Origin of the sequence: Devosia polycyclovorans (assembly GCF_042181575.1) — a bacterium.
Taxonomy (GTDB): domain Bacteria; phylum Pseudomonadota; class Alphaproteobacteria; order Rhizobiales; family Devosiaceae; genus Devosia; species Devosia polycyclovorans.
Genome location: NZ_CP170082.1, coordinates 413,899 through 434,858, shown reverse-complemented (window position 1 = coordinate 434,858; position 20,960 = coordinate 413,899). Strand labels below are relative to the sequence as shown.

Below are 20,960 nucleotides of genomic sequence, written 5' to 3'. Positions count from 1 at the left end.
CATGACCCTTATCGCCACCATCGAACACCTCGGCCATAAGGGCGAAGGCATTGTCACCATCGACGGACAGCGCGTCTTCGTACCTTTTGCCCTGCCCGGCGAGCAGGTGGCGATCACGGTCGAAGGCAATCGCGGTGCGCTAAAGGAGCTGCAGACCTCTGCACCAAACCGGATAGAACCCTTCTGTCCGCATTTCGGCACCTGCGGCGGCTGCCAGCTCCAGCATATGGATGGGCCAAGCTACGTCGCTTTCAAGACCGGACTGGTTGAAGCCCCGCTGCGCCAGGTGGGCATCGACGCAGGCGTCCAGCGTTTTGTGACCGCGCACGGGGCGGGGCGCCGCCGGGCCACGCTGCATGCCCGCAGGGACAGTGCCGGTTATATGCAGCTGCGCAGCCATGACCTGCTCGACCTCGATGCCTGTCCGATTCTGGTGCCGGCCCTGAAACGCGCGCCGGACATTGCCCGGGCCCTCGGGGCGGCGATCGGCGAGTGCGATATCAGCTTCACCGCGACCAATACCGGGATCGATGCCGGCATCCGCAAGGCGCCCAAGGGGCTCCGTGCGGAAAAATTGGTACCGCTGGCCAACGAGCTGGGCTTGGCTCGTCTGGCGCTGGACAATGAGATGGTGCTGCTGCGCCAGCAGCCGACCGTCACCATGGGACGCTCCGAAGCCGAACTGCCCATTGGCAGTTTCCTCCAGGCCACCAAAGAGGCCGAACGGGTGCTGGCCGACTATGTCCTTTCCGCCATCGGCAAGCCCAAATCCATTGCTGATCTCTTCTGTGGCATTGGCCCCTTCGCCCTGCGACTGGCCGAAATCGCGCCGGTCTATGCCGCCGATAGTGATCGGGCCGGTATTGCTGCGCTGGACAAGGCCGTGCGGCATACCAAGGGCCTCAAAGCGGTTACGGCCAAGGCCCGGGACCTGTTCCGCGATCCCCTCACCCGCTTTGAACTCAATTTCGACACGATAGTGCTCGATCCTCCTCGCGCTGGTGCCCAGGCTCAGGTCAAAGAGATCGCGGCCTCCAAGGCCCGACACGTGGTGATGGTCGCTTGCGACCCGAAAAGCTTTGCACGCGATGCCGCCGTGCTTGTTCAGGCCGGGTTCATCTTGAGTGATCTAGTAGCGGTGGATCAGTTCGCCTGGTCCGTTCACATCGAACTGGCCGCGACATTCCGCCGGTAACAATTGCGCAACATTCTGCGCGCCCCGGCGTTGGCCCGACAGGGCTTTTGAAAATGACAACACTTGCGCATAGCCGCCTCTGTGGCTGGGCATGACAATTTATGGAGCATTGTGAAGATGCTGAAGACACTTATTGCTACCGTCGGCGTTGCGGCCGCTCTTGTTGTGCCGGCTATCGGTCAGTCCTCTGCTACGCCCGATGGCGTATGGAAGGACCGTTGGGGCACGACATTTACCTTCGAGCTGTGTGGTGACGGCACCCAACTTTGTGGGACGCTCAACGATATTCAGGGCGACAGCCGCACCGAGGAAAACCTGGCCTATATCGACCAGCAGGTCGTCAAGGCCGAGCAGACCGCGCCCGGCACCTGGGAAGGCCAGATTGCGCTCAATGGCGGCAATGCCAAGGCCATTGTCGAACTGACCGGCCCTGACACCATCAAGCTGACAGGCTGTCAGCTGCTGTGTTCGAGCATCGAGTATCAGCGCGTGTCATAAGGGACCGGCAAATTAAAAAGCCCCGGACGTCGATCCGGGGCTTTTTTTGTCAGAGGCGTTTCAGCATACCGATGCGACGCGCTCCTTGATCACTTGCAGCACTTCGTCACCGGGGCGCTTCCACCAATTGTCCTGGCTGAAGATTTCGACCTCTTGCGGACCATGAAAGCCGGCATCCTCGATCATCTTGCGGATGGCCTTGAGGTCGATGACGCCGTCACCCATCATGCCGCGGTCCAGCAGCATATCCTTGGTGGGCACCAGCCAGTCGCAGATGTGATGGGCGAAGATGCGCTTCATCCGCCCGGCCCGGGCAATGGCATTGGCAAGGTTCGGGTCCCACCAGATGTGATAGACGTCGAGCGCAACGCCAACGGTTTCCCCGAGCATTTCGCAAATGTCGAGCGCCTGATCGACCGTGTTCACGCATGCGCGGTCGGCCGCATACATGGGATGGAGCGGCTCGATGGCGATTTTGACGCCCGAGGCCTTGGCATGCGGCAGCATGGCCGCGATACCGTCGGTTACCTGCTGGCGCGCGGCGGGCAGGTCCTTTGACGATCCGGGCAGGCCACCCACCACCAGCACCAGGCAGTCGGCATTGAGCGCGGCCGCCTCATCAATGGCCTTCAAGTTGTCGTCGATCCGCTTCTGCCGGTCGGCGGCGTCCACGCCGGGGAACATGCCGCCGCGGCAGACGCCGGTGACCTGGATCTTGTTTTCTTTGACGATGCGCGCGGCCTCATCAAGCCCGATCGCTTCGATCTGGTCGCGCCAGGGCGAAATAGCAGTGATGCCATGGCGCAGGCACCCATCCACGGCCTCCGCAAAGCCCCATTGCGGGCGCGTCGTGGCCAGGTTCAGCGAAATGACGGTATCGGCGCTCATGCGGAAACTCCATGGACGGCGAGAACAGCCTTCATGCGGGCGGTGGCGAGCTCCGGATCGGCCAGAACACGCGCCCTGTCGGCCAGGCGGAACAGTTCGGCCAGATGCTGCAGCGAGCGGGTCGATTGCTGCCCGCCAACCATGGTGAAGTGGTCCTGCAAGCCGTTGAGATAGGCCAGGAACACCACGCCGGTCTTGTAGAAGCGGGTCGGGGCGGCAAAGATGTGCCGGCTGAGCGGTACGGTCGGCTCCAGAATATCGAAGAATTCCTTGGTGTCGCCCCGTCCCAGAGCTGCCAGACCGGCCGAAGCGGCCGGTGCTATGGCATCGAAAATGCCCAGCAAGGCATGCGAATAGCCTTGATCGTCCCCGGCAATCAGCTCGGCATAGTTGAAGTCGTCGCCGGTATACATCTTGACCGAAGCCGGCAGGCGGCGGCGCATGGCAATCTCTTTTTCCGCCGAGAGCAGCGAGATCTTGATCCCGTCCACCTTGTCCGCATTGGCAGCGATGACGTCGAGACACACATCCATGGCCTTGTCGTGGTCGGCATCGCCCCAATAGCCTTCCAGCGCCGGGTCGAACATTTCGCCCAGCCAATGCATGATCACCGGCTGCTTCACCTGGCTCAGCACATGGCCATAGACCCGGGCATAGTCATCCGGCGATTTCGCGGCGGCGGCCAAAGCGCGGCTCGCCATCAAAATGACACGGCCGCCCTGGGCTTCGACAAACCCAACCTGCTCGTCATAGGCCTTGATGATGTCGTCGATGCTGACATCGGGGCCGGGCGCCAGATGGTCGGTGCCGGCGCCATAGGCGATCAGGCTGTCATCGCGCGTTTTCGCCTCGGCCTGCGAGCGCCGGATCAGCTCCTGTGCTTCGGTCCAGGTCAGACCCATGCCGCGTTGTGCGGTGTCCATCGCCTCGGCCACGCCCAGACCAAGATCCCACATGCGGTGGCGGAATTTGAGAGTCGTTTCCCAGTCAATGGCCGGGGTCAGCCAGGGATCATTGCCGGCCAGCGGATCCGCCACGACATGAGCCGCCGAATAGGCGATGCGCGGGAAATCCGTTGCCTTGAATTTCACGAACGGGATCGGATCGCCGGTCAGGGTGTAGGAGCTGATGGTGCGGTCGGGATTGGGCAGGTTGAGTGTGGGCATGGTTTTTCCCTCAAGGCCTTCACGTACTCGTAAGTCACCCCAGCGAAGGCCGGGGTGACATCAGTGAGCGGGGTGAGAACTGGAATTAGAACTCCAGCTTGGGCACATCCAGCCAGCGGCGCTCTTCCCAGCTCTTGAGGCCCAATTCTGCCAGCTGCACGCCCTTGGCGCCGGCCTCAAGCCCGTATTCCCAGGGAGCATCCTCGGCCACATGGCGCAGGAACATTTCCCACTGTGCCTTGAAGCCATTGTCTGCCGGCCAGTTGTCCGGAACCTCTTCCCAGTCGTTGAAGAAGTTCATGGTTTGCGGCTGGTCGGGATTCCAGACCGGCTTGGGGGTATTGACGCGATGCTGGGTCCAGCACTTGTGCAGGCCTGCGACGGCCGAGCCATGCGTGCCATCGACATGGAAGGTCACCAGATCATCGCGGCGCACCCGGGTCGTCCAGCTCGAATTGATCTGGGCAACTACCCCGCCCTCAAGCTCGAACGTGGCGTAAGCGGCGTCATCGGTATCGCACTTGTAGGTGTTGCCCTGCTCATCCACGCGCTGCGGAATATGGGTGGCGCCGAGGCACGAAACCGCCTGCACTTCACCGAACAGATTGTCGAGCACATAGCGCCAGTGGCACAGCATATCGAGAATGATGCCGCCGCCATCGTTCTTGCGGTAATTCCAGCTCGGGCGCTGGGCCCTCTGCCAGTCGCCCTCGAAAACCCAGTAGCCGAACTCGCCGCGCACCGACAGGATATCGCCAAAAAAGCCGCTATCCTTGAGCATCTTGATCTTCATCAGGCCCGGCAGGAACAGCTTGTCCTGCACCACGCCATGCTTGAGGCCGGAGGCACGGGCCGTCTTGGCCAGGTTGACGGCCACGTCCAGATCGTCCGAGGTCGGCTTTTCGCAATACACATGCTTGCCGGCGGCCAATGCCTTTTCCAGCAGCCCGGCGCGCATCAGGGTGGTGCCGGCGTCGAAAAAGATTGCGTCGTCGGGATTGGCCAGTGCCGCGTCAAGATCATCGCTCCAGCGGGCGATATTATGCTTCTTGGCGAGCGCCTGCATCTTGTCGGCATTGCGGCCCACGATGATCGGGTCGACCACCAGCCGGTCGCCATTTTTCAGCATGATGCCGCCCTGATCGCGGATCGCCAGGATGGAGCGCACCAGATGCTGGTTGTAGCCCATGCGCCCGGTGACGCCATGCATGATAATGCCAAGCCGTTGCTCTGCCATTTGATATCCTCCCAAGCCGCAGCATTCGGTGTAACTGATTAGTTACTTACCTATATGAGGCCGCTATGGCGCGTCAAGCACAACAATGCGCGCTTGTGGTGGAATGTCGTTGGCCCATGGAGCGGCCCCTAAAGGCCCAGCACCATTTTGAGCCCGATCAAGCCGAGGAAAATCAGGATCATGCGGTCAAAGGCCTTGCGGCTGAGCCTGCTGGCAATGGTCTGGCCAAGCGGCATGAAAATCAGAATGGGCACAAGCGCCATGGCCCCCTCGATCAGCCACTGCCCCTGCATCACGCCGGCCACGGCCAGTGCCGGCAGATGCACCACTGAATAGAGCAGGAACATGGTCGATACGGCAAACACATGAGCCTCCCGATCCATCGCCATGGCGTGAATGAAGGTGACCGTGATAGGCGCCGAAATTCCTGTCGCGCCCTGCAGGACGCCGCCCCCTATGCCGAACAGCGGTCCGGCCCGCCGCGCCAGCAGCGGACCGACCACGAAATGGGGTGCCGCCAGCTTGAGCGCGACGTAGCCCAGCAGAATGATGCCCAATGTCATCACCAGCGCTCGCTCCGGCAGGCTGGTGAGCGCCCAGGTCCCCAGGACGATGCCCACAGCCCCACCCACCAGAAACAGCGGCAGGAAGGCCATGCGGTCATCCCGCGCAGAGGTGCGAAACCGCCAGACTTGCCAGGCATTGGTGAAGATCAGTGGCACGCACATCAGCCCAACCGCGTGCTGCAATCCCAAAAAAGTGGTCAGCACCGGCAGCGCCACCAGCGGCAGGCCCATTCCCGTGGCGCCTTTGACGATGGCACCTGCGCTCAGCGCCAGGGCTATGATCGCCAATCGTCCCAGATCAAATTCCATGCGCCGGCCCTGCTCGAACGATCCGGTTCAGGTCAACCGGCATGCACTTTTGTTATCACTCGAACGCATTGATGCAACGCATTTTCTGCCTCCGGTCCGCTCGGGCCAAATCTCACCAATTGGTTACATCTGGCTTGACTCGCCCAGTTATCGGTCGCAAGCTCTGCACCGAGAGCCAAAAAAAGTGGTTCCAATCATATTGGGAGGAGAAGACGATGAAGCAGTCTTTGCGGATCGTCCTGGCGTCGGGCTGTGCCTTGATGACGCTCGGTACAGCTACGACCTTTGCACAGGAATGGCAGCCAGATCGGCCGATTAACCTGATCGTGCCCTGGGGCGCGGGCGGCTCGACAGATCAGGTCACCCGCGTTACCGCGCCGATTCTGGCCGAGGCCCTTGGGGTCGAAGTCGTCGTGGTCAACCAGCCGGGTGCATCAGGCGCCATCGGCACCCAGGAAGTGCTCAACGCGCCGCGCGATGGCTATACTTGGACCGCCAACGCGATCGCCAACAACGCCACCTATTCGGTGACCGGACTGCTCGAAGATACCAATATCGACGATTGGCATATCTATCTTTCGGTCGCCAACGTGCCGGTGGTCTCGGTTCCGGCCGATAGCCAGTTCGAGGATTTCGGACAGTTGCTGGAAGCCTTTAAGTCCGACGCCGGACGCGGAATTTCGGTCGCCACGGCGGGCGTGACGTCGTCGGGCGGCACCGCGATTGCGGCCCTGTCCGACGCGGCTGACGGCTTTGACTACAACATGATCACCTATGATGGTGGTGGGCCTGCAGCCATTGCCACGGCTTCTGGCGAGGCCATGGTCACCACCCAGCTTGCGGTGGAGCAGACCGAGCTCATCCGCGGCGGGCGCCTCAAGGCCCTGGCGGTGCTGTCGGACAAGCCGCTTGAACTCGATGGCGTCGACCCGATCCCGCCAGTCACCAACTGGCTGCCGGACATGCCGCTGGCACCGGACTATTTCGGCATCTTTATCCCGGCTGGCGTGCCTGATGAGGTGATCGCCACCATGGACAAGATCTGGGCCGAGCAGGTGATGAACTCCGAAGAGATCAAGACTTATGCCGAAAACTTTGGCGCGGTCTTTGCTCCGTCCTACGGTGAAGAAGCCCGTGCCCTGGCCATGCCGGTCGTGATTCTCGAGGCCTGTTCCTCTGTGGAACGTGGTGAGGCCGTCAACGACCCCTCCACCATCGGCATTGATTGCGAAACCCGCACCGAAGTGGGCATGTAGTCCGTTTGGGCCGGCCTCTGGTCGGCCCATCCAATATTCCTGCACACGCACCACCGGGCCAGTCCCGGTGGTCAACACCAATGTCTAGGCACTGGATGTCAAGACAAGCCCGGCAGTGACGGCTCCCTTGAGATTGCGCTATTGGCGCGATCCTCTGGCCGCAAGGTTCAGACGAATATGACCACCACCAATACCCCCACGCCATCCGACGACGCGCCACTGCCCGGCATGATCAAGGCCGACCTTTTGGCCGGTCTGTTCTTCATCGTGCTGGGGCTGGCGATCTTTTATGGCGCCTGGACTATGGATCGGCTCGAAATACGCCGCATCCATCCCATGACGGTTCCGGGGCTGGTGCCGGGCATGCTGGCCCTCGCGCTGACTATATGCGGTGGTGTCCTCGCCTTCCGCTCGCTGCGAACGCCAGCCGAGGGCGGCTGGCAGCAATTGTCAGGCGCCGTGTTTTCAGTCGCAGCGGCGCGCGCCGCCACCGTCATGCTGCTGGCGCTGATCTATACGCTTGGGCTGGTGGGCACCCTGCCGTTCTGGGCGGCGACGGGGCTGTTCGTCTTCACCTTTATCATGGTCTTTGAATGCTGGCTGTCCGAACCGCGCAAGCCCTGGCTCAAGTCTCTGCCCTGGGCCCTGGGCCTGGCCATTGTGACCGCTACGGTCGTGACACTGGTCTTCGAGCGCGCCTTTCTCGTACGGCTGCCATAGGGGGGAGCGATCATGTTTGATGGCCTTATCATGCTGGGCGGCGGACTCGCCCATTTCCTCACCCCGATGTCGCTGTTCAACATCGCCTGGGCCACCTTGCTCGGCATTGTCATCGGCGCCCTGCCGGGGCTCACCGCCACCATGGGCGTAGCCCTTCTGGTGACCCTCACCTACAAGATGGCGCCCGACCAGGCCATTTTGTGCCTCATGTGCCTTTACTGCGGCGCCATTTATGGCGGCAGCCGCACGGCCATCCTGCTCTCCATTCCCGGCACGCCAGCCAGCGCGGCGACGACGCTTGATGGGCATCCACTGGCGCTTTCGGGCAAGGCCGGTACGGCTATGGGCCTGGCGACCACGTCCTCAGCCATCGGCACCATTGTCGGCATCATAGCCCTGGCGCTGATCGCCCCGCTGCTGGCGGAGGCCGCGCTCAAGTTCGGCACCTATGAATTTTTCTGGCTGGCCCTGTTCGGCGTCATCATTTCCGGTCAGTTGACCGCCATCGACGATCCGCTCAAGGGCTATATTGCCGGCATATTGGGCCTGCTGGTCGCTATGGTCGGCATGGAAACCCTGCATGCCCATCAGCGCTTCACCTTCGGGATATCGGCGCTGGGCGGCGGGGTCGATCTGATCCCGGCGATGGTCGGGGCCTTTGGCTTCGCCGAAATTCTGGGCGTCATGAAGCGCACCGCCCAGGCCCGCATCATTTCCTCGGGCGACCGGGTGATTCCGCGCCTTTCCGAGGTTTTCCAGTATAAGTGGACCACGATCCGCTCGGGCCTGATCGGCACCTTTGTCGGCATCGTGCCGGGCGTGGGCGAAGATGTCGGCGCCTGGGCCTCCTATGCCGCTGCCAAGCGCGTCAGCAAGGAAAAGCACATGTTCGGCAAGGGCAGCCAGGAAGGGCTAATTGCTGCCGAAACCGGCAATTCCGCGGTTATTCCCGGCGCCATGATCCCGACGCTCACCCTGGCCCTGCCCGGCTCGGCGGCGGCAGCCGTGCTGATCGCGGCCATGTTCATCCACGGTATCCGTCCCGGCCCGCTCCTGATGGTCGAAAACCCCGAATTTCTCTACCAGATCGTGGCAATCCTGTTGTTCTCCACCATCGCCATGCTGGTCTTCGGGCTGACGCTGACCAAACCTTTGCTCACCGTGCTGCAGGTACCGCGCGAGCGGCTGATGGCGGTGGTCTATGTACTGTGTGTCGTGGGCAGCTTCGCCATCACTCAGCGCATGTTCGACGTCTATGTCATGGTGGGTTTCGGCATTATCGGCTTTATTCTGCGTGAGATGAAATATCCGATGGCGCCGCTGGTGCTGGGCATCATCCTGGGCGATCTGCTCGATCTCAACTTGCGGCGCGGCCTGCTGCTGACCAATGGCGATCCCAGCCCGTTCTTTACCCGGCCTATCAGCGCTGTTATCTGCATCATCATCATCCTGACCATTCTCATGTCCATTCCGGCGGTGTCCACTCGTGTCCGATCCATCTTCACCCGCAGTCGTGGAGACGTCTCGGCGCAAGGCTGAGGCGCCAAAGCGGTCCCGCAACTCGGCCAAGACCAAGGCCTCCATTCTCGCGGCGGCGCGGGTGGAATTTGCCGATCGGGGATTTGAAGGGGCGCGGGTAGACGCGATTGCCGAGCGGGCAGGGGCCAATAAGCGCCTGCTTTACCACTATTTCGGCAACAAGGAGGAGCTGTACCGGGCGGTGCTGCTCGATGCCTATCAGGAAATCCGCAAGGGAGAGCGGGCGCTCAGTCTGGACCAGTATGATCCGGTGCAGGCCATGGACCGGCTGGTGCGCTTCACCTTCCGGCACTTCCTGGCCAATCCCTGGTTCCCGCGCCTGCTCGGCACCGAAAACATTGAAAACGCCCGGTTCCTGAGAACCCTGCCCGACATCAAGGCGCTGCATTCACCATTGGTCGGGCAGATCGCCGCCATCATCGAACGCGGTGCGGCTTCCGGCGTCTTCCGCCGCGATGTCGATCCGGTGCAGCTCTATATTTCGGTGGCGGCGCTGGGCTTTTTCTACGTTTCCAACACGGCCACCCTTTCGGTGATCTTCGAGCGGGACCTGACCAGCGTCAACATGGTGCAGGAACGCGAGGCCCATGCCGTACAGATGGTGTTGGACTTTTTGCAGACCAAGCCGGGCGCTTGATCCGCGTGGCGCCACCTTCTCCCGCAAGGGAGAAGGCAGGTCAGTGGCCTAGATATCCACCTCGTCATCGCCGAGCGCATAAAGGGCTGTGGCCGCTTGCTGCAACACAGCTGCGGCCTTGCGCTGCTGGTCCTTGTCGCCGCGCCGCACGCGCTTGATTGCCCCTTTGAGCGCCTTGCGGGCGGCCTCAAGCTCGGGAATGGCGTCCTGCATCGGCCGATCCGGCCCGCCGTCATCGCGTTCAGCCCATTGCGGCGGCACATTGCCGTCCTCCGGATTGCCGCCAAAGGGCCAGTCGGCTTTGACAAACTCGCGGAACCGGCTCATCTGCTCACCCGTGCGCGCCAGGAAATCCAGTGTCCCGGCCACCGCCTCGCGATTGTCCTCGAGATGGCGCCTGCCCTCTTCAGTGATGGTATAGAGCTTCTTGTTGCCATCGGTGGCCGAGGTCACAAAACCGGCTTCCTCCAGGTAAGTCAGGGCTGGATACACAATGCCCGGGCTCGGCGAATAAACGCCATTGGAACGCTCTTCCACTGCCTTGATCAGATCATAGCCATGCCGCGGCTGCTGCTCGATGAAATAGAGCGCGACCAGCCGAACATCACCCGACGCCAGCATGCGGCCGACACGAAAATTGCCGCCAACCTGCCCGAGCTCTTCATCGGCCATGCGGGCCATCCGGCCCCAGCCGCGCCGCGCCATGCGCTCGATATGGCGCCAGTTCGGCTCACCGTTCTTCCAATAGCTCATAACCTATCTCCAGATATATCATAAAGCCCTTCAGCCTAGAGATTGGCGCCAATAGGCGTGCGTTCAAGATATATCTTGGAAGTTTTTCCAATTGGCGACCGGCCCGTTGCGCAACTGGCTGCTGCCAGGCCAAAAAACAAAAAACCCCGGGCAGGCGAGCCCGGGGTGATAACTCTGTTTCAGCGCTATTCGCCTGCGATCAGGTCGGGATCACCGGCGAGCCGCCGTCGCGGTCAAACTCGCCATGGCGGCGGAAGCGCCACATATAGGTGGGCAGGATCTCGTCCATGCCGGTGGGCGCAATGTCGAAGGCGGCCAGGGTGCGCTTTTCCTTCCTGGCCTCTTCCGAAACCACATTGTCCACGCCGAGCAACTCCACCTGATCAGGGGTAATCAGCGGCTTGAATGGCAGGATGCCAAGCAGTGCAGCCATGAACTTCATCAGCCCGGACGGCACCGAAACGAGCATGGGGTTGCGCCCCGCTTCGCGCAGAATACGCTCCATGAGCTTCCTGTGGCTCTCCACATCCGGTCCGCCCAGCTCATAGATGCGCCCGGTCTTGACCGCGCCTTCGGCGGCCTTGGCCATGGCCTCGGCAACATCACCCACATAAACGGGCTGGAACAGCGTTTTGCCAGAAATCAGCGGCATAACCGGCAGGATACGCGCCATCGCCCCCATCAGGTTGAAAAAGCCATCGGCCTGACCGAACATCAGCGAGGGGCGGATGATGACCGCCTGCGGAAAGGCCGCAAGCACGGCCTCCTCGCCCTTGAGCTTGGAGGCGGCATAGACGCTGACCCGGGCAGCCTTGTCTACGCCCAGTGCCGACATATGCACCAGCGTTGTGACCCCGGCCGCCTTGGCGGCGCGTGCCACCGTTTCGGCCCCGCCCACATGCACCGCTTCAAAAGTCTGCTTGCCGGCCTGGTGACCGATACCGACCAGGTTGATGACGATATCAGCGCCTGCAAGGGCACGCTGCACGGAGGCCTCATTACGCAGATTGGCCTGCACGGGCACGACCTGCCCCACGCTGCCGAACATGCGCACGTCTCCAGCCAGGTCGGGGCGGCGCACCGCCACGCGGATGCGATAGCCCTTCCGGGCCAGCAATTGCACCAGATGATTGCCGACAAATCCCGACCCGCCGAAAATGGTGACGAGCTTGGGAATATTGCGATCCATGGTGGGGCTCCGAGATCAGGCAAGACCGATAATGGTTCCGCTTCTAGCCCAGCCCGCTTGCTCCTGTCGAGCCTTTGCAGTGCGCCCCCAGGCCCCTTTAGCGCGGGGAAGGGCCAGCATGGGCCCGGTTAAGTCCAAGGTGCCGGTGCATAGTTCCGACATTCTCTATTAAAGCGCATTGACAAGACCCCGCCATCACCATAGACACACCGCCGTCGCCCAGATGGCGGAATTGGTAGACGCGCACGGTTCAGGTCCGTGTGCCGCAAGGCGTGAAGGTTCGAGTCCTTTTCTGGGCACCAATTTCTCAGAACCCCGATTGCAGCAATGCAGTCGGGGTTTTGCTATTCTGCTACCCGCTTGCGTCCGCGCCGTGAGGCAACAAAGCCCGCAATGATACCGGCCAGCACCGCGATCAGCACAGGCCAGTGCCGCACCGACTGGAATGCGGTTCTGGCCAGCCGTTCATGCGGTCTCACATCGAGCACTGCCATTTCCCCCGTTGCCAGTTCGGCGGTTATCCGGCCCAAGGGGTCGGTGGCAAAGGTCACGCCCGTATTGGCCGCCCGCACTAGGCTCATGCCTTCTTCCACCGCGCGGAGCCGCGCATGGTGTGCATGCTGGGCCGGGCCAATCGAATTGTCGAACCAGGCGTCATTGGTCAGGTTGAGCAGGAACTGTGCCCCTGCCGTGTCACCCAGATCGCCCGAGAAGATGATTTCATAGCACACAAGTACCAGGGGCGCCGGCGCGCCGGGCAGGTTCATCAATCGGCGTTTGGTGTCACCGGGCGACCAGCCATCGGCGCCGGGCACGAACTGAGTGATACCCAGCTGCGCGAATAGGCCGGCAAAGGGGAGATATTCCCCAAACGGCACCAGATGGGACTTGTCATAGCTGGCCACCACCTCACCATCCGTGTCGATGGCCACGACCGAATTGTGCGGCGGTGCCAGGCCCTGTTCCGGGCCCGGCTCGAAGGGCCGCCTCGGCACGCCAGCCAGGAGGGTGGCCTGCTCTGGGAGCAGGCGGGCGATGCGGGCCAGCGCCTCGGGATAGGTTTCGAGGAAGAATGGCAGGCTCGATTCGGGCCAGACCAGATGGGTGATGTCATCGAGCCCCTGGTCATTGGGATTCATCCGCATGTCCGAGAGCATCAGCAGCCGGTCGATCAGCGCCACCGGGTCCACATTGCCGAAATCGGCATGCTCATAGACCAGCGGCTGCACCAGCCGCATCGCGATGTCCTGCCGCTCTGTCGAAACGGTCCCGCTCAGCCGGTTCCAGCCATAGCCGAGCTGTGCCGCAATCACCAGCAGGGCCAGGAACACCGGCGCCAGGCGTTGCGACCAGCCACGATTGTCGGCCGGCCAGACCAGAGCCGGCGTCATGGCTAGTAGCGGCGCGAGAAAAGTGAGGCCATAGACCCCGATCACCGAGGCCAGTTGCATCATCTCGTCCGTGCCGGTGAGACTGTAGCCTAGCAGGTCGAACGGAAATCCCGTGAACAGGTGCCCGCGCGCAAACTCGGCCGCGCACAACCATGCCGAGAGCGTAAAGATGCGAACCCAGCCATGGCTCCAGCTCAAATGCGCCAGCGCGCTGGCCAGTCCCCAGAACAGGGCAATCAGTGCCGACAGTGCGGCAATGGCAAAGGGCATGGCGCCCAGTACCCAACCACCATCGACGAAAAAGGCCGCACCCAGCCAGTGGAACGCCACGAGGAAATATCCCAGTCCGAAGGCAAAGCCGATGGAAAAGGCCGGGCCGAACAGCCGGCGCCAGCCCTTGAGGCGTTCCGCTCCGTCCAGGGCCCAGACCCAGATCGGCATGGCCACGAACAGGGCCGGCAAGATGAAAAAGGGCGGCACCGAAAGTCCGGCGATCGCGCCGGCAAGCAGCAGCAGCACAAAGCGGCGCCAGCCTTGGCTGAGCATGGTGGTCTCGGCCAGCCAGGTCATTGGCAGAACTTGGGCGAATCACTGGGCATGGGGGCAAGTTGGTCGCCGCCGTTCAAAGCGTCAAGCCGGTGGACTTGGGCCCGCTCTGGCGCTACTCCGGACCGAGCGCTTCAATAGCCGAAGCGGGAGCCGTCATGACCTGTCCCACGACCCTAGCCATCGACACCGCCGCACCGCGCCTGCAACTGGGGTTGCTGCGAGCCGATGGCGTTACCGATGTGGAATTGGTCGATATCGCCAAGGGTCACGCCGAGATCCTTTTTGGCCGGCTCGACGCCTTGCTGCGCCGCAATGGTCTTGGCCATGGCGATATCGAGCGTATCGCCGTCACCACGGGCCCCGGGTCCTTTACCGGTCTGCGGATCGGTCTATCGGCCGCGCGGGGCCTGGGGGTGGCGCGCAACATTCCGGTTCTGGGCATCCCCAGCCTGCTGGCCCTTTCGCTTTCGGCAACGACGGGTCCGGTGGCCGTGCTGCTCGATGCGCGTCGGGGCGAAGCCTATTTCGAGCTGTTCGACACAGCCGGCGTGAGTCGGGATGGCCCGCGCCTCCTGCCCACGGAACAGGCTAGGGCCGCGGTCCCCCATGACGCGGTTCTCATCGAATCGCCCTTTGTCGATATTGCCGCCATGGCGCGGTTCGCTTCTGCTGCCGATCCGAGCGCTTTCCCGCCGCGCGCCAGCTATGTGCGCGATGCGGACGCCAAGCCGCAGGATGCGGCGCGTATTCCAAGGCGGGCCTGATGCTCAAATTCTGGATGGCCCCGGGTGGGTTGCATGTCGAGCCGGCCGAAACCCGTGACGCCAAGGATCTTGCCCGCATCCACGGCCAGAGCTTTTATCGCGGCTGGCCAACCGCCGATTTCGAGAGTTTTCTGGCCGACCGCACCACCCCCGCCTATGTCGCGTGCGATGCGCACCGCCGCATTGCCGGCTTCGCCCTGATCCGCATTGCGGCTGACGAGGCCGAACTGCTCACCATAGCTGTGGAGCCACGAAGGCGGGGCAAGGGGCTGGGCCGGGCGCTGATGGACGCTGTCTTTGCCGACCTCATGCTCTCCCCGGCCCGGCGCATGTTCCTAGAGGTTGATGAACAGAATTCCGCTGCCATCAAGCTCTATGAGAAGCTGGGCTTTGCGACCATATCGTCGCGAAAGGGCTATTACGCCCGGCCCGATGGCAGCGCCGCCACCGCGCTTGTCATGGCGCGCGATCTTGGGTAACCCGGTCCCCGGAGCGTTTGCGCAAGAAGTGGCCATGGCCCTGCGGTATGCAAACGCATCCAGGCGAGGCGCATGGGGCAGGGAGCGACGGCGTGAACAGAAACCCTTCCGACCCCACCCTGGAGGAGGCCTGCGTTGCGCGCGGCATGCGCATGACCGACCAGCGCCGCACTATTGCCAGGGTGATCGAGGATGCCTCCGACCACCCCGATGTGGAAGAACTCTATCGCCGCGCCTCCGCGCTCGACCCGCGCATTTCGCTCTCCACCGTCTATCGCACGGTCAACCTGTTCGAAGAAGCGGGCCTTGTCACCAAGCATGACTTCAAGGATGGGCGGGCGCGTTTCGAGCTCATCCCGGACGAGCACCACGACCACCTGATCGACATCCGCACCGGCACGGTCATCGAGTTCCGCAACGAGGAAATCGAAGCGATCCAGGAGGTGATTGCCAAGCGCCTGGGCTACAAGCTGGTCGATCACCGGCTGGAGCTCTACGCTGTGCCGCTCAACGACAAGACGAAAAAGGATGAGCCTGCCAAATGATCTTCAGGATTGCGTTCTTCCTGTTTGTCTTTGTTCCGTTCATGCTGGTGGTCATTCCGCTACAGGCCCTGATCCTGCTGTTCAAATTGCCCTTCTGGAATGTGCTGCCGCGCCTGTTTCATCGCCTCGGCTGCGTGTTCCTGGGCCTTCGGGTCAATGTCATCGGCGCGCCCGCGCATGGCCGGCCAACCCTTCTGGTTTCCAACCACATTTCCTGGACCGACATTGTTGCCATCGGCTCGGTGGCGGACGTCACTTTTGTGGCCAAGCGCGAGGTCAGAAAATGGCCCTTTGTGGGCATGATGGCCAACCTGCAGCGCACAATTTATGTCGATCGGACCCGCCGCTCTCATGCCGGGCGCACGGCCCAGGCCATGGGCCAGCACATGGCCGGCGGCAATGCGGTGCTGCTTTTTGCCGAGGGGCAGTCCGATATCGGCACCCATGTGCTGCCGTTTCGCTCGGCCCTGATCGGCGCGGCCCAGCACGCCATGGTCGAGGCTGGGGCCACAGACGTGCTGATACAGCCGCTGACCATTGCCTATATCAAATTGCAGGGCCTGCCCGTCAGCCGCAACGAGCGCTCGTTGATTGCCTGGATAAAATCCAAATCGGTCAGGCAGAATATCGCCGAAATCCTCTCCGGCCCGGTCAAGGATGTCACGGTGGCCTTCGGCGCGCCCATGCCGCTCAACCAGGGCGATGACCGCAAGGCTGTCAGCAAGGCCGCCGAGAACCAGGTTCGCGCCATGCTCGTGGCGCTCAACCGCGGCGGCAAGTTGCCGGTATCGGGCTGATTGCAAACAAGTTTACCGGTTAAGCCTAACGGGCAAAGCCGCTTTCCTCGTTAACGCCTTGTTAGCTATCACAAGCCTGGTAGTGAAACGGAGGCAAACATGGCGTGGGAACTTTTGGCGATCTGGGCCGTGGTCGCAGCAGTTTTTGTCTGGTTCTTCAGGGAAGAACGCAAGGAAAAGAATGACCGGCTCAATGAACGGGCTAGAGAATTTGCCCGAACCCCGGCCTGGCATACGCCCCGCCCGGTCCAGCCGATCCCCGTCGCACGGCATGACACGCAGCGCATGACGGAAATCCATCGCAAGTTCATCGAGGAAGTGCGGCGCCAGAGCCAGAAGTGAGGGTCTGACCCGGCCGCTCGGGGCGCCGGTTCAGCCCGGCACAGTGCCCATGTGCTGTTTAACGCGACCGACAATGTCGGCTGCCTTGACCATCAGCCCCAGTTCGATGTCTTCCTCGCTCATGCCGGCGTGAACATCCATCCACACCGGCACCATGATTTCGTGGCGAATCTCCTCCGCGCCGATGGTTTCGGTCAGGACAGCACGGACCTTGCCGGTCATGCGCTGGGCCAGGGTCGGATGTGGCTGGCGCTCGGCCAGGGCGATATCGATCAATTCAAGACTCATGTTTGGCTCCGCAGAGCCCCCACCGGCCAGACTGGCCAGCGATGGTTCAGCGAGACTTAACGCCCCTGCCCCCAAATGGGTTCTCCACAAGCCGGATGAAATTTGTGATTGGTGCCAAATCTGTTGGCGCTGACTAGACGCGGACCGCCTGTTCCACCATGCCCGCGTCTCCGAAGACCCGCAGATAGCGTTCGATTTCGTGCCGATCTCCAGTGGCCTTTGCCGGATTGTCCGACAGCTTCACCGCCGGCCGTCCATTGGCTTCGCTCACCTTGGCCACAATGGAAATCGGTTTCAGTCCCGGATTGGGCTCGGGCGCGCAGCCTTCGAAATCATTGGTCAGGTTGGTGCCCCAGCCAAAACCCATGCGTACCTTGCCATCAAAGTGGAGATAGGCCTCCTCGATCATGTCCACATCGAGTCCATCGGAAAAGATCAGCAGCTTTTCCTTGGGGTCGCGGCCGCGCGAGCGCCAGAAGTCGATGATCTTTTCGCCCCCGGAAATGGCCGGGGCACTGTCGGGGCGGAAGCCGGTCCAGTCGGCCACCCAATCTGGCGCATCGCGCAGGAAGGCGTCCGTTCCAAAGGCATCGGGCAGCACGATCAGCAGATTGCCGCCATAATAGCTCTTCCAGTCCTGCAGTACCCGATAGGGCGCCTCGCGCAGCTCTTGGTCAGACCGGGCCAGCGCCGCCAGCACCATGGGCAATTCATGCGCATTGGTACCCAGCGCCTCAAGGTCGTTGTCCATGGCCAGTTTGACATTCGAGGTGCCAGTCATATTGGCGCCAATGCCTTCCTTGAGCGCTTCCACGCACCAACGCTGCCAGAGGAACGAATGGCGCCGCCGCGTGCCGAAATCGGAAATCTTGAGGTCCGGTAGCTTGGCCAGCCGCTCCACCTTTTCCCACATCTTGGCCTTGGCCCGGGCATAAAGCACGTCCAGCGTAAACGGCCCGTAGCGTTTCATGGCTGCGCGGCTGCGCAGCTCATTGATAATGGCCAGGGCCGGAATTTCCCACATCGTGGTTTCGACCCACAGGCCTGGAAATTCCAGCTCAAACTGACCATCGCGCTTTTCCAGCCGGTATTCGGGGAGCTGGAAATTTTCGAGAAAGCGCAGGAAACCGGGCTGGAAGATCTGCCGCGAACCATAAAACGTGTTACCGGCCAGCCAGATCATCTCCTTTTTTGAGAAGCGCAGCGTCCGGCAATGGTCCAATTGCGCGCGCAATTCGTCGATGTCGATTTCATCGGCCAGGCGCACCGAACTGGTGCGGTTGATCAGGCTGAAGGTGGCCTCGACCTTGGGATAGAGCCCCCAGACCATCTGCAGCATCAAAAGCTTGTAGAAATCGGTGTCCAGCAGGCTCCGCACGATCGGGTCGAGCTTGAAGGTGTGGTTGTAAACCCGGCGGGCAATATCGGTATAGGTGGCCATGATCGTCCCCAAAGCGCGCAACGCCTTGTAGCGCGGCGCGGCAAGCAATGAAAAGTCGACAGGGCCGGAAACGGTTCGCTACGTGACGAGGCCTAGTACTTCCCCTGGTCGCTGCCGCAGAACGGATCGACCGGGCTCTTGCCCGAAAATGGTTTGCGGCCCAGCAGGCAATCGACCACGGCCGCCTGCATGTCCTCGTTCGAGCCATAGGCGTTCACATAGGTGGGCACACGCGGCGCGTCATGCAGATAGTAGGGAAAGCCCAGCGAGACCATGAGCGTCGGCACATCATGCCAATAGCGTTTCATGGCGCCAAACACATTGCCGGTCAACGCTCGCCAGTTGAGGAAAATGCGCTGCCGCGTCAGTAGGGTTTCCTCGGCCAGCAGATACAGCACCAGGTCGTAATCCTTGGCGTTGACCGCCATGTCTCCTGCATATTCGGTGACCTCGAAGCCTTCCTGCCGCAGCAGATCGGGCAGGGAGAGCGGCAGGGGCAATGGCGCGAAGGGCTGCACCGCCCCGGTCGAGAAAATCAGTACACGCTTATGCTTGGCCGGCGTCAGTGGCAGCAGATTGGCGACATCCTTGACCAGCGTCGGCACCTTTGCCGTAGCGCTGTGGGCGATGTCCTTGCTGGTGGAGCGCGCCAGGATCATTTCCGCGGTGCTGAGCGAAGGTTCAGCCCGCTCCGCCTTGTGCAGGCCCAGCGCCGCCTTGAGCGCCAATACGCGTGTCACCGCCTCGTCCACCCGCTCCTGGCTCAGCCGCCCGTCGGCCACCGCCTTGACCAGATACATCAGATCCGCATTGGGGTCGTCGGAGAACAGGATTACGTCGCAGCCCGCAATCACGCATTGCGGAATGGTCTGTTCGCGCGGCCCCCAATCGCCAAACCCGGCCATGGGCGTCGCATCCGATACGATCAGCCCGTTAAAGCCCAGCCTTTCGCGCAACAGCGTCTGGTTCAGCACCGCGCTCTGCGTGGCCGGCCGATAGGCCTCGGCCCCCGCCTCGGGGTCCAACTCGCGCACAAAAGCCGGAAAGGCGATATGGGCGGACATGACGCTCAACACCCCGGCTTCTATGGCTGCGCGATAGAGCCGCCCGAAGGTTTTTTCCCATTCCTCCAGCGTCAGCGGGTTGACCGTGGTCACCAGGTGCTGGTCGCGGTCGTCATAGCCCTCACCAGGCCAATGCTTAACCGTGGCGGCAACGCCGTTCTTTTGAAAAGCCGCGATCTGGGCCAGGGCATGCCGCTCGATCCGGTCCACGTCGCTGCCATAGGAACGCGTTCCCACGATCGCGCTCTGGAACGCCTTGTTGATGTCGATAACCGGGGTGAAGCTCCAATTGAGCCCCACGGCCCTGGCCTCCTCGGCCATCAGGGTCGAAATGGCGGTGGTGGTCTCCACCTCGTCAACGGCTGCCAGCCCCAGCGGGTTTGGCACTTCGGTGCCGAAAGGCAGGCTCATGCGGCTGCCCTCGAGATCGGCGCTGACCGTCATCGGCACGGGTCCTGCGCTGTCGATCTGCCGCATCAGCGCGATCTCATCGGCCAGATCGGGCGTGAAGATGCGTGTGATGCCGCCCGGCTTGAAGGCTCGGATGGCCTCGAGCGCTTCTTCGGGCGCCTCTCGCGACAAAAGCACAAACAGTTGAGCCAGCTTGTCGCGCGGCGACAGGCTGTCGCGTGTGCTGTGCACCCAGGCCGCAGCCGCCTCATCCAAATGGAACGGCGCGGCAGACAGATCGATGGCGGCCAATGGGGTGCTCCTCGAGGTATTCTCTTTTTTGTTTTGACTGGCTTAGCAGCAGTGATCGCTTCTGAACAGGTTTGGAGCCGAGTGGCGCGCGGGATTTGATGCGCAGCCCGTCGCGCGACGGCGGTCGGCAAAAGAAAAACACCGCCGGATCGCTCCCGCGGTGTCTCTCGAAACCATTGGTCAGGCAGAGGCTCTAGGCGGCGTGGCCCTCGAGCCACTTGGTCAGGCCCGCCTTGGGCGTGCCGGCGCCGACCTTCATGTCGGCGGCTTCCCCGGCCTTGAACAGGATCATGGTCGGGATCGAGCGCACACCATACTGGGCGGCAATGCCCGGGTTCTCGTCGACATTGAGCTTGACGATCTTCACCTTGCCCTCGAGCTCGGAGGACAGCTCGTCCAGCACCGGGGCAATGGCCCGGCACGGGCCGCACCATTCGGCCCAGAAGTCGACGAGGACGGGTTCGCTGGAGCTCAGGACTTCCTGGCCAAAGGTGGCTTCGGAAACGGCTTTGGTCATGGTTTTCATGCCTTTTTCTACTTTGGCGGCTGATACGCAGGTCCCAGACCGGAACGTTGCGATGCGCTTTCGTATCTCAAATCCGGATGAACCTTTCAGATCCTCGTCCGGAAGCGGCGGTCTGTTTG

The 20,960-nt window shown here is 62.1% G+C and carries 22 protein-coding genes and 1 tRNA gene; 12 read left to right on the top strand and 11 right to left on the bottom strand.

Translation table 11 applies throughout. The features are described 5' to 3' along the window. The first annotated feature begins 1 nt into the window (after position 1). Together ACE4RL_RS02175 and ACE4RL_RS02170 are read left to right on the top strand one after the other, a co-directional pair. Positions 2-1,195 carry a class I SAM-dependent RNA methyltransferase gene (locus tag ACE4RL_RS02175; protein ID WP_375598898.1) on the top strand — a complete coding sequence of 398 codons (1,194 nt, stop codon included), beginning with the start codon at positions 2-4 and terminating at the stop codon, positions 1,193-1,195. Between the two features lie 117 nt (positions 1,196-1,312). After that, positions 1,313-1,693, top strand: coding sequence for a hypothetical protein (locus ACE4RL_RS02170; RefSeq protein WP_375598897.1), 381 nt, complete (start codon positions 1,313-1,315; stop codon positions 1,691-1,693). Positions 1,694-1,753: 60 nt separating this feature from the next. Here ACE4RL_RS02170 and ACE4RL_RS02165 read toward each other — a convergent pair whose 3' ends face one another. From ACE4RL_RS02165 to ACE4RL_RS02150, 4 genes are all read right to left on the bottom strand, one after another. Continuing rightward, a complete protein-coding gene (locus ACE4RL_RS02165) occupies positions 1,754-2,581 on the bottom strand; it encodes a sugar phosphate isomerase/epimerase family protein (RefSeq protein WP_375598896.1) in 828 nt (275 codons plus the stop codon). After that, the gene (locus tag ACE4RL_RS02160) at positions 2,578-3,747 is read right to left on the bottom strand and encodes a dihydrodipicolinate synthase family protein (protein WP_375598895.1); all 1,170 of its coding nucleotides are present in this window, start codon (positions 3,745-3,747) and stop codon (positions 2,578-2,580) included. Before ACE4RL_RS02160 ends, ACE4RL_RS02165 begins: the two co-directional genes overlap by 4 nt. An 85-nt stretch (positions 3,748-3,832) precedes the next feature. Continuing rightward, positions 3,833-4,984, bottom strand: a complete 1,152-nt coding sequence (locus ACE4RL_RS02155) for a Gfo/Idh/MocA family protein (RefSeq protein ID WP_375598894.1) — start codon at positions 4,982-4,984, stop codon at positions 3,833-3,835. Between the two features lie 128 nt (positions 4,985-5,112). Then, positions 5,113-5,859: a sulfite exporter TauE/SafE family protein gene (locus ACE4RL_RS02150; protein ID WP_375598893.1), complete on the bottom strand. Its 747-nt coding sequence runs from the start codon at positions 5,857-5,859 to the stop codon at positions 5,113-5,115. Positions 5,860-6,074: 215 nt separating this feature from the next. On the opposite strand from ACE4RL_RS02150, the gene ACE4RL_RS02145 reads away from it, so the two are divergent. The 4 genes from ACE4RL_RS02145 to ACE4RL_RS02130 all read left to right on the top strand — a co-directional run bounded on the left by ACE4RL_RS02145 (position 6,075) and on the right by ACE4RL_RS02130 (position 10,011). After that, positions 6,075-7,115 (top strand): Bug family tripartite tricarboxylate transporter substrate binding protein, encoded by a 1,041-nt coding sequence (locus tag ACE4RL_RS02145; RefSeq protein ID WP_375598892.1) that lies wholly within the window; start codon positions 6,075-6,077, stop codon positions 7,113-7,115. Positions 7,116-7,292: 177 nt separating this feature from the next. After that, complete coding sequence (locus ACE4RL_RS02140) at positions 7,293-7,835, top strand: tripartite tricarboxylate transporter TctB family protein (RefSeq protein WP_375598891.1); 543 nt, start codon at positions 7,293-7,295, stop codon at positions 7,833-7,835. Positions 7,836-7,847: 12 nt separating this feature from the next. Further along, a complete protein-coding gene (locus tag ACE4RL_RS02135) occupies positions 7,848-9,374 on the top strand; it encodes a tripartite tricarboxylate transporter permease (RefSeq protein ID WP_375598890.1) in 1,527 nt (508 codons plus the stop codon). Then, positions 9,322-10,011 (top strand): TetR/AcrR family transcriptional regulator, encoded by a 690-nt coding sequence (locus tag ACE4RL_RS02130; protein ID WP_375598889.1) that lies wholly within the window; start codon positions 9,322-9,324, stop codon positions 10,009-10,011. Before ACE4RL_RS02135 ends, ACE4RL_RS02130 begins: the two co-directional genes overlap by 53 nt. A gap of 48 nt (positions 10,012-10,059) precedes the next feature. On the opposite strand, the gene ACE4RL_RS02125 is transcribed toward ACE4RL_RS02130, so the two are convergent. Both ACE4RL_RS02125 and ACE4RL_RS02120 read right to left on the bottom strand, forming a co-directional pair. After that, on the bottom strand, positions 10,060-10,764 hold the full coding sequence (locus ACE4RL_RS02125) for a PadR family transcriptional regulator (RefSeq protein WP_375598888.1): 705 nt from the start codon (positions 10,762-10,764) through the stop codon (positions 10,060-10,062). A 199-nt stretch (positions 10,765-10,963) separates the two neighbouring features. After that, positions 10,964-11,953 carry a complex I NDUFA9 subunit family protein gene (locus ACE4RL_RS02120; protein WP_375598887.1) on the bottom strand — a complete coding sequence of 330 codons (990 nt, stop codon included), beginning with the start codon at positions 11,951-11,953 and terminating at the stop codon, positions 10,964-10,966. Between the two features lie 217 nt (positions 11,954-12,170). Here ACE4RL_RS02120 and ACE4RL_RS02115 point away from each other — a divergent pair. Continuing rightward, positions 12,171-12,255 (top strand) — tRNA-Leu (locus tag ACE4RL_RS02115). Between the two features lie 42 nt (positions 12,256-12,297). Here ACE4RL_RS02115 and lnt read toward each other — a convergent pair. Further along, a complete protein-coding gene (gene lnt, locus ACE4RL_RS02110; RefSeq protein ID WP_375598886.1) occupies positions 12,298-13,914 on the bottom strand; it encodes an apolipoprotein N-acyltransferase in 1,617 nt (538 codons plus the stop codon). A 134-nt stretch (positions 13,915-14,048) separates the two neighbouring features. Here lnt and tsaB point away from each other — a divergent pair, with 134 nt between their 5' ends. From tsaB to ACE4RL_RS02085, 5 genes are all read left to right on the top strand, one after another. Further along, positions 14,049-14,657 carry a tRNA (adenosine(37)-N6)-threonylcarbamoyltransferase complex dimerization subunit type 1 TsaB gene (tsaB, locus tag ACE4RL_RS02105; protein WP_375598885.1) on the top strand — a complete coding sequence of 203 codons (609 nt, stop codon included), beginning with the start codon at positions 14,049-14,051 and terminating at the stop codon, positions 14,655-14,657. Beyond that, positions 14,657-15,136, top strand: a complete 480-nt coding sequence (gene rimI, locus ACE4RL_RS02100) for a ribosomal protein S18-alanine N-acetyltransferase (protein ID WP_375598884.1) — start codon at positions 14,657-14,659, stop codon at positions 15,134-15,136. Before tsaB ends, rimI begins: the two co-directional genes overlap by 1 nt. A 146-nt stretch (positions 15,137-15,282) precedes the next feature. Further along, the gene (locus ACE4RL_RS02095) at positions 15,283-15,681 is read left to right on the top strand and encodes a Fur family transcriptional regulator (RefSeq protein ID WP_375600220.1); all 399 of its coding nucleotides are present in this window, start codon (positions 15,283-15,285) and stop codon (positions 15,679-15,681) included. Further along, entirely contained in the window at positions 15,678-16,478 is an 801-nt protein-coding gene (locus ACE4RL_RS02090; protein ID WP_375598883.1) for a lysophospholipid acyltransferase family protein, read from the top strand. Before ACE4RL_RS02095 ends, ACE4RL_RS02090 begins: the two co-directional genes overlap by 4 nt. Before the next feature lie 99 nt (positions 16,479-16,577). Next, entirely contained in the window at positions 16,578-16,820 is a 243-nt protein-coding gene (locus ACE4RL_RS02085; RefSeq protein ID WP_375598882.1) for a hypothetical protein, read from the top strand. Positions 16,821-16,850: 30 nt separating this feature from the next. Here ACE4RL_RS02085 and ACE4RL_RS02080 read toward each other — a convergent pair whose 3' ends face one another. The 4 genes from ACE4RL_RS02080 to trxA all read right to left on the bottom strand — a co-directional run bounded on the left by ACE4RL_RS02080 (position 16,851) and on the right by trxA (position 20,832). Continuing rightward, positions 16,851-17,108 (bottom strand): hypothetical protein, encoded by a 258-nt coding sequence (locus tag ACE4RL_RS02080; protein WP_375598881.1) that lies wholly within the window; start codon positions 17,106-17,108, stop codon positions 16,851-16,853. A 133-nt stretch (positions 17,109-17,241) separates the two neighbouring features. Continuing rightward, on the bottom strand, positions 17,242-18,549 hold the full coding sequence (gene pncB / locus ACE4RL_RS02075) for a nicotinate phosphoribosyltransferase (RefSeq protein WP_375598880.1): 1,308 nt from the start codon (positions 18,547-18,549) through the stop codon (positions 17,242-17,244). A gap of 92 nt (positions 18,550-18,641) precedes the next feature. Further along, on the bottom strand, positions 18,642-20,315 hold the full coding sequence (locus ACE4RL_RS02070) for a glycoside hydrolase family 3 protein (RefSeq protein ID WP_375598879.1): 1,674 nt from the start codon (positions 20,313-20,315) through the stop codon (positions 18,642-18,644). Between the two features lie 193 nt (positions 20,316-20,508). Further along, positions 20,509-20,832 (bottom strand): thioredoxin, encoded by a 324-nt coding sequence (trxA, locus tag ACE4RL_RS02065; RefSeq protein ID WP_375600219.1) that lies wholly within the window; start codon positions 20,830-20,832, stop codon positions 20,509-20,511. Positions 20,833-20,960 lie beyond the last annotated feature (128 nt).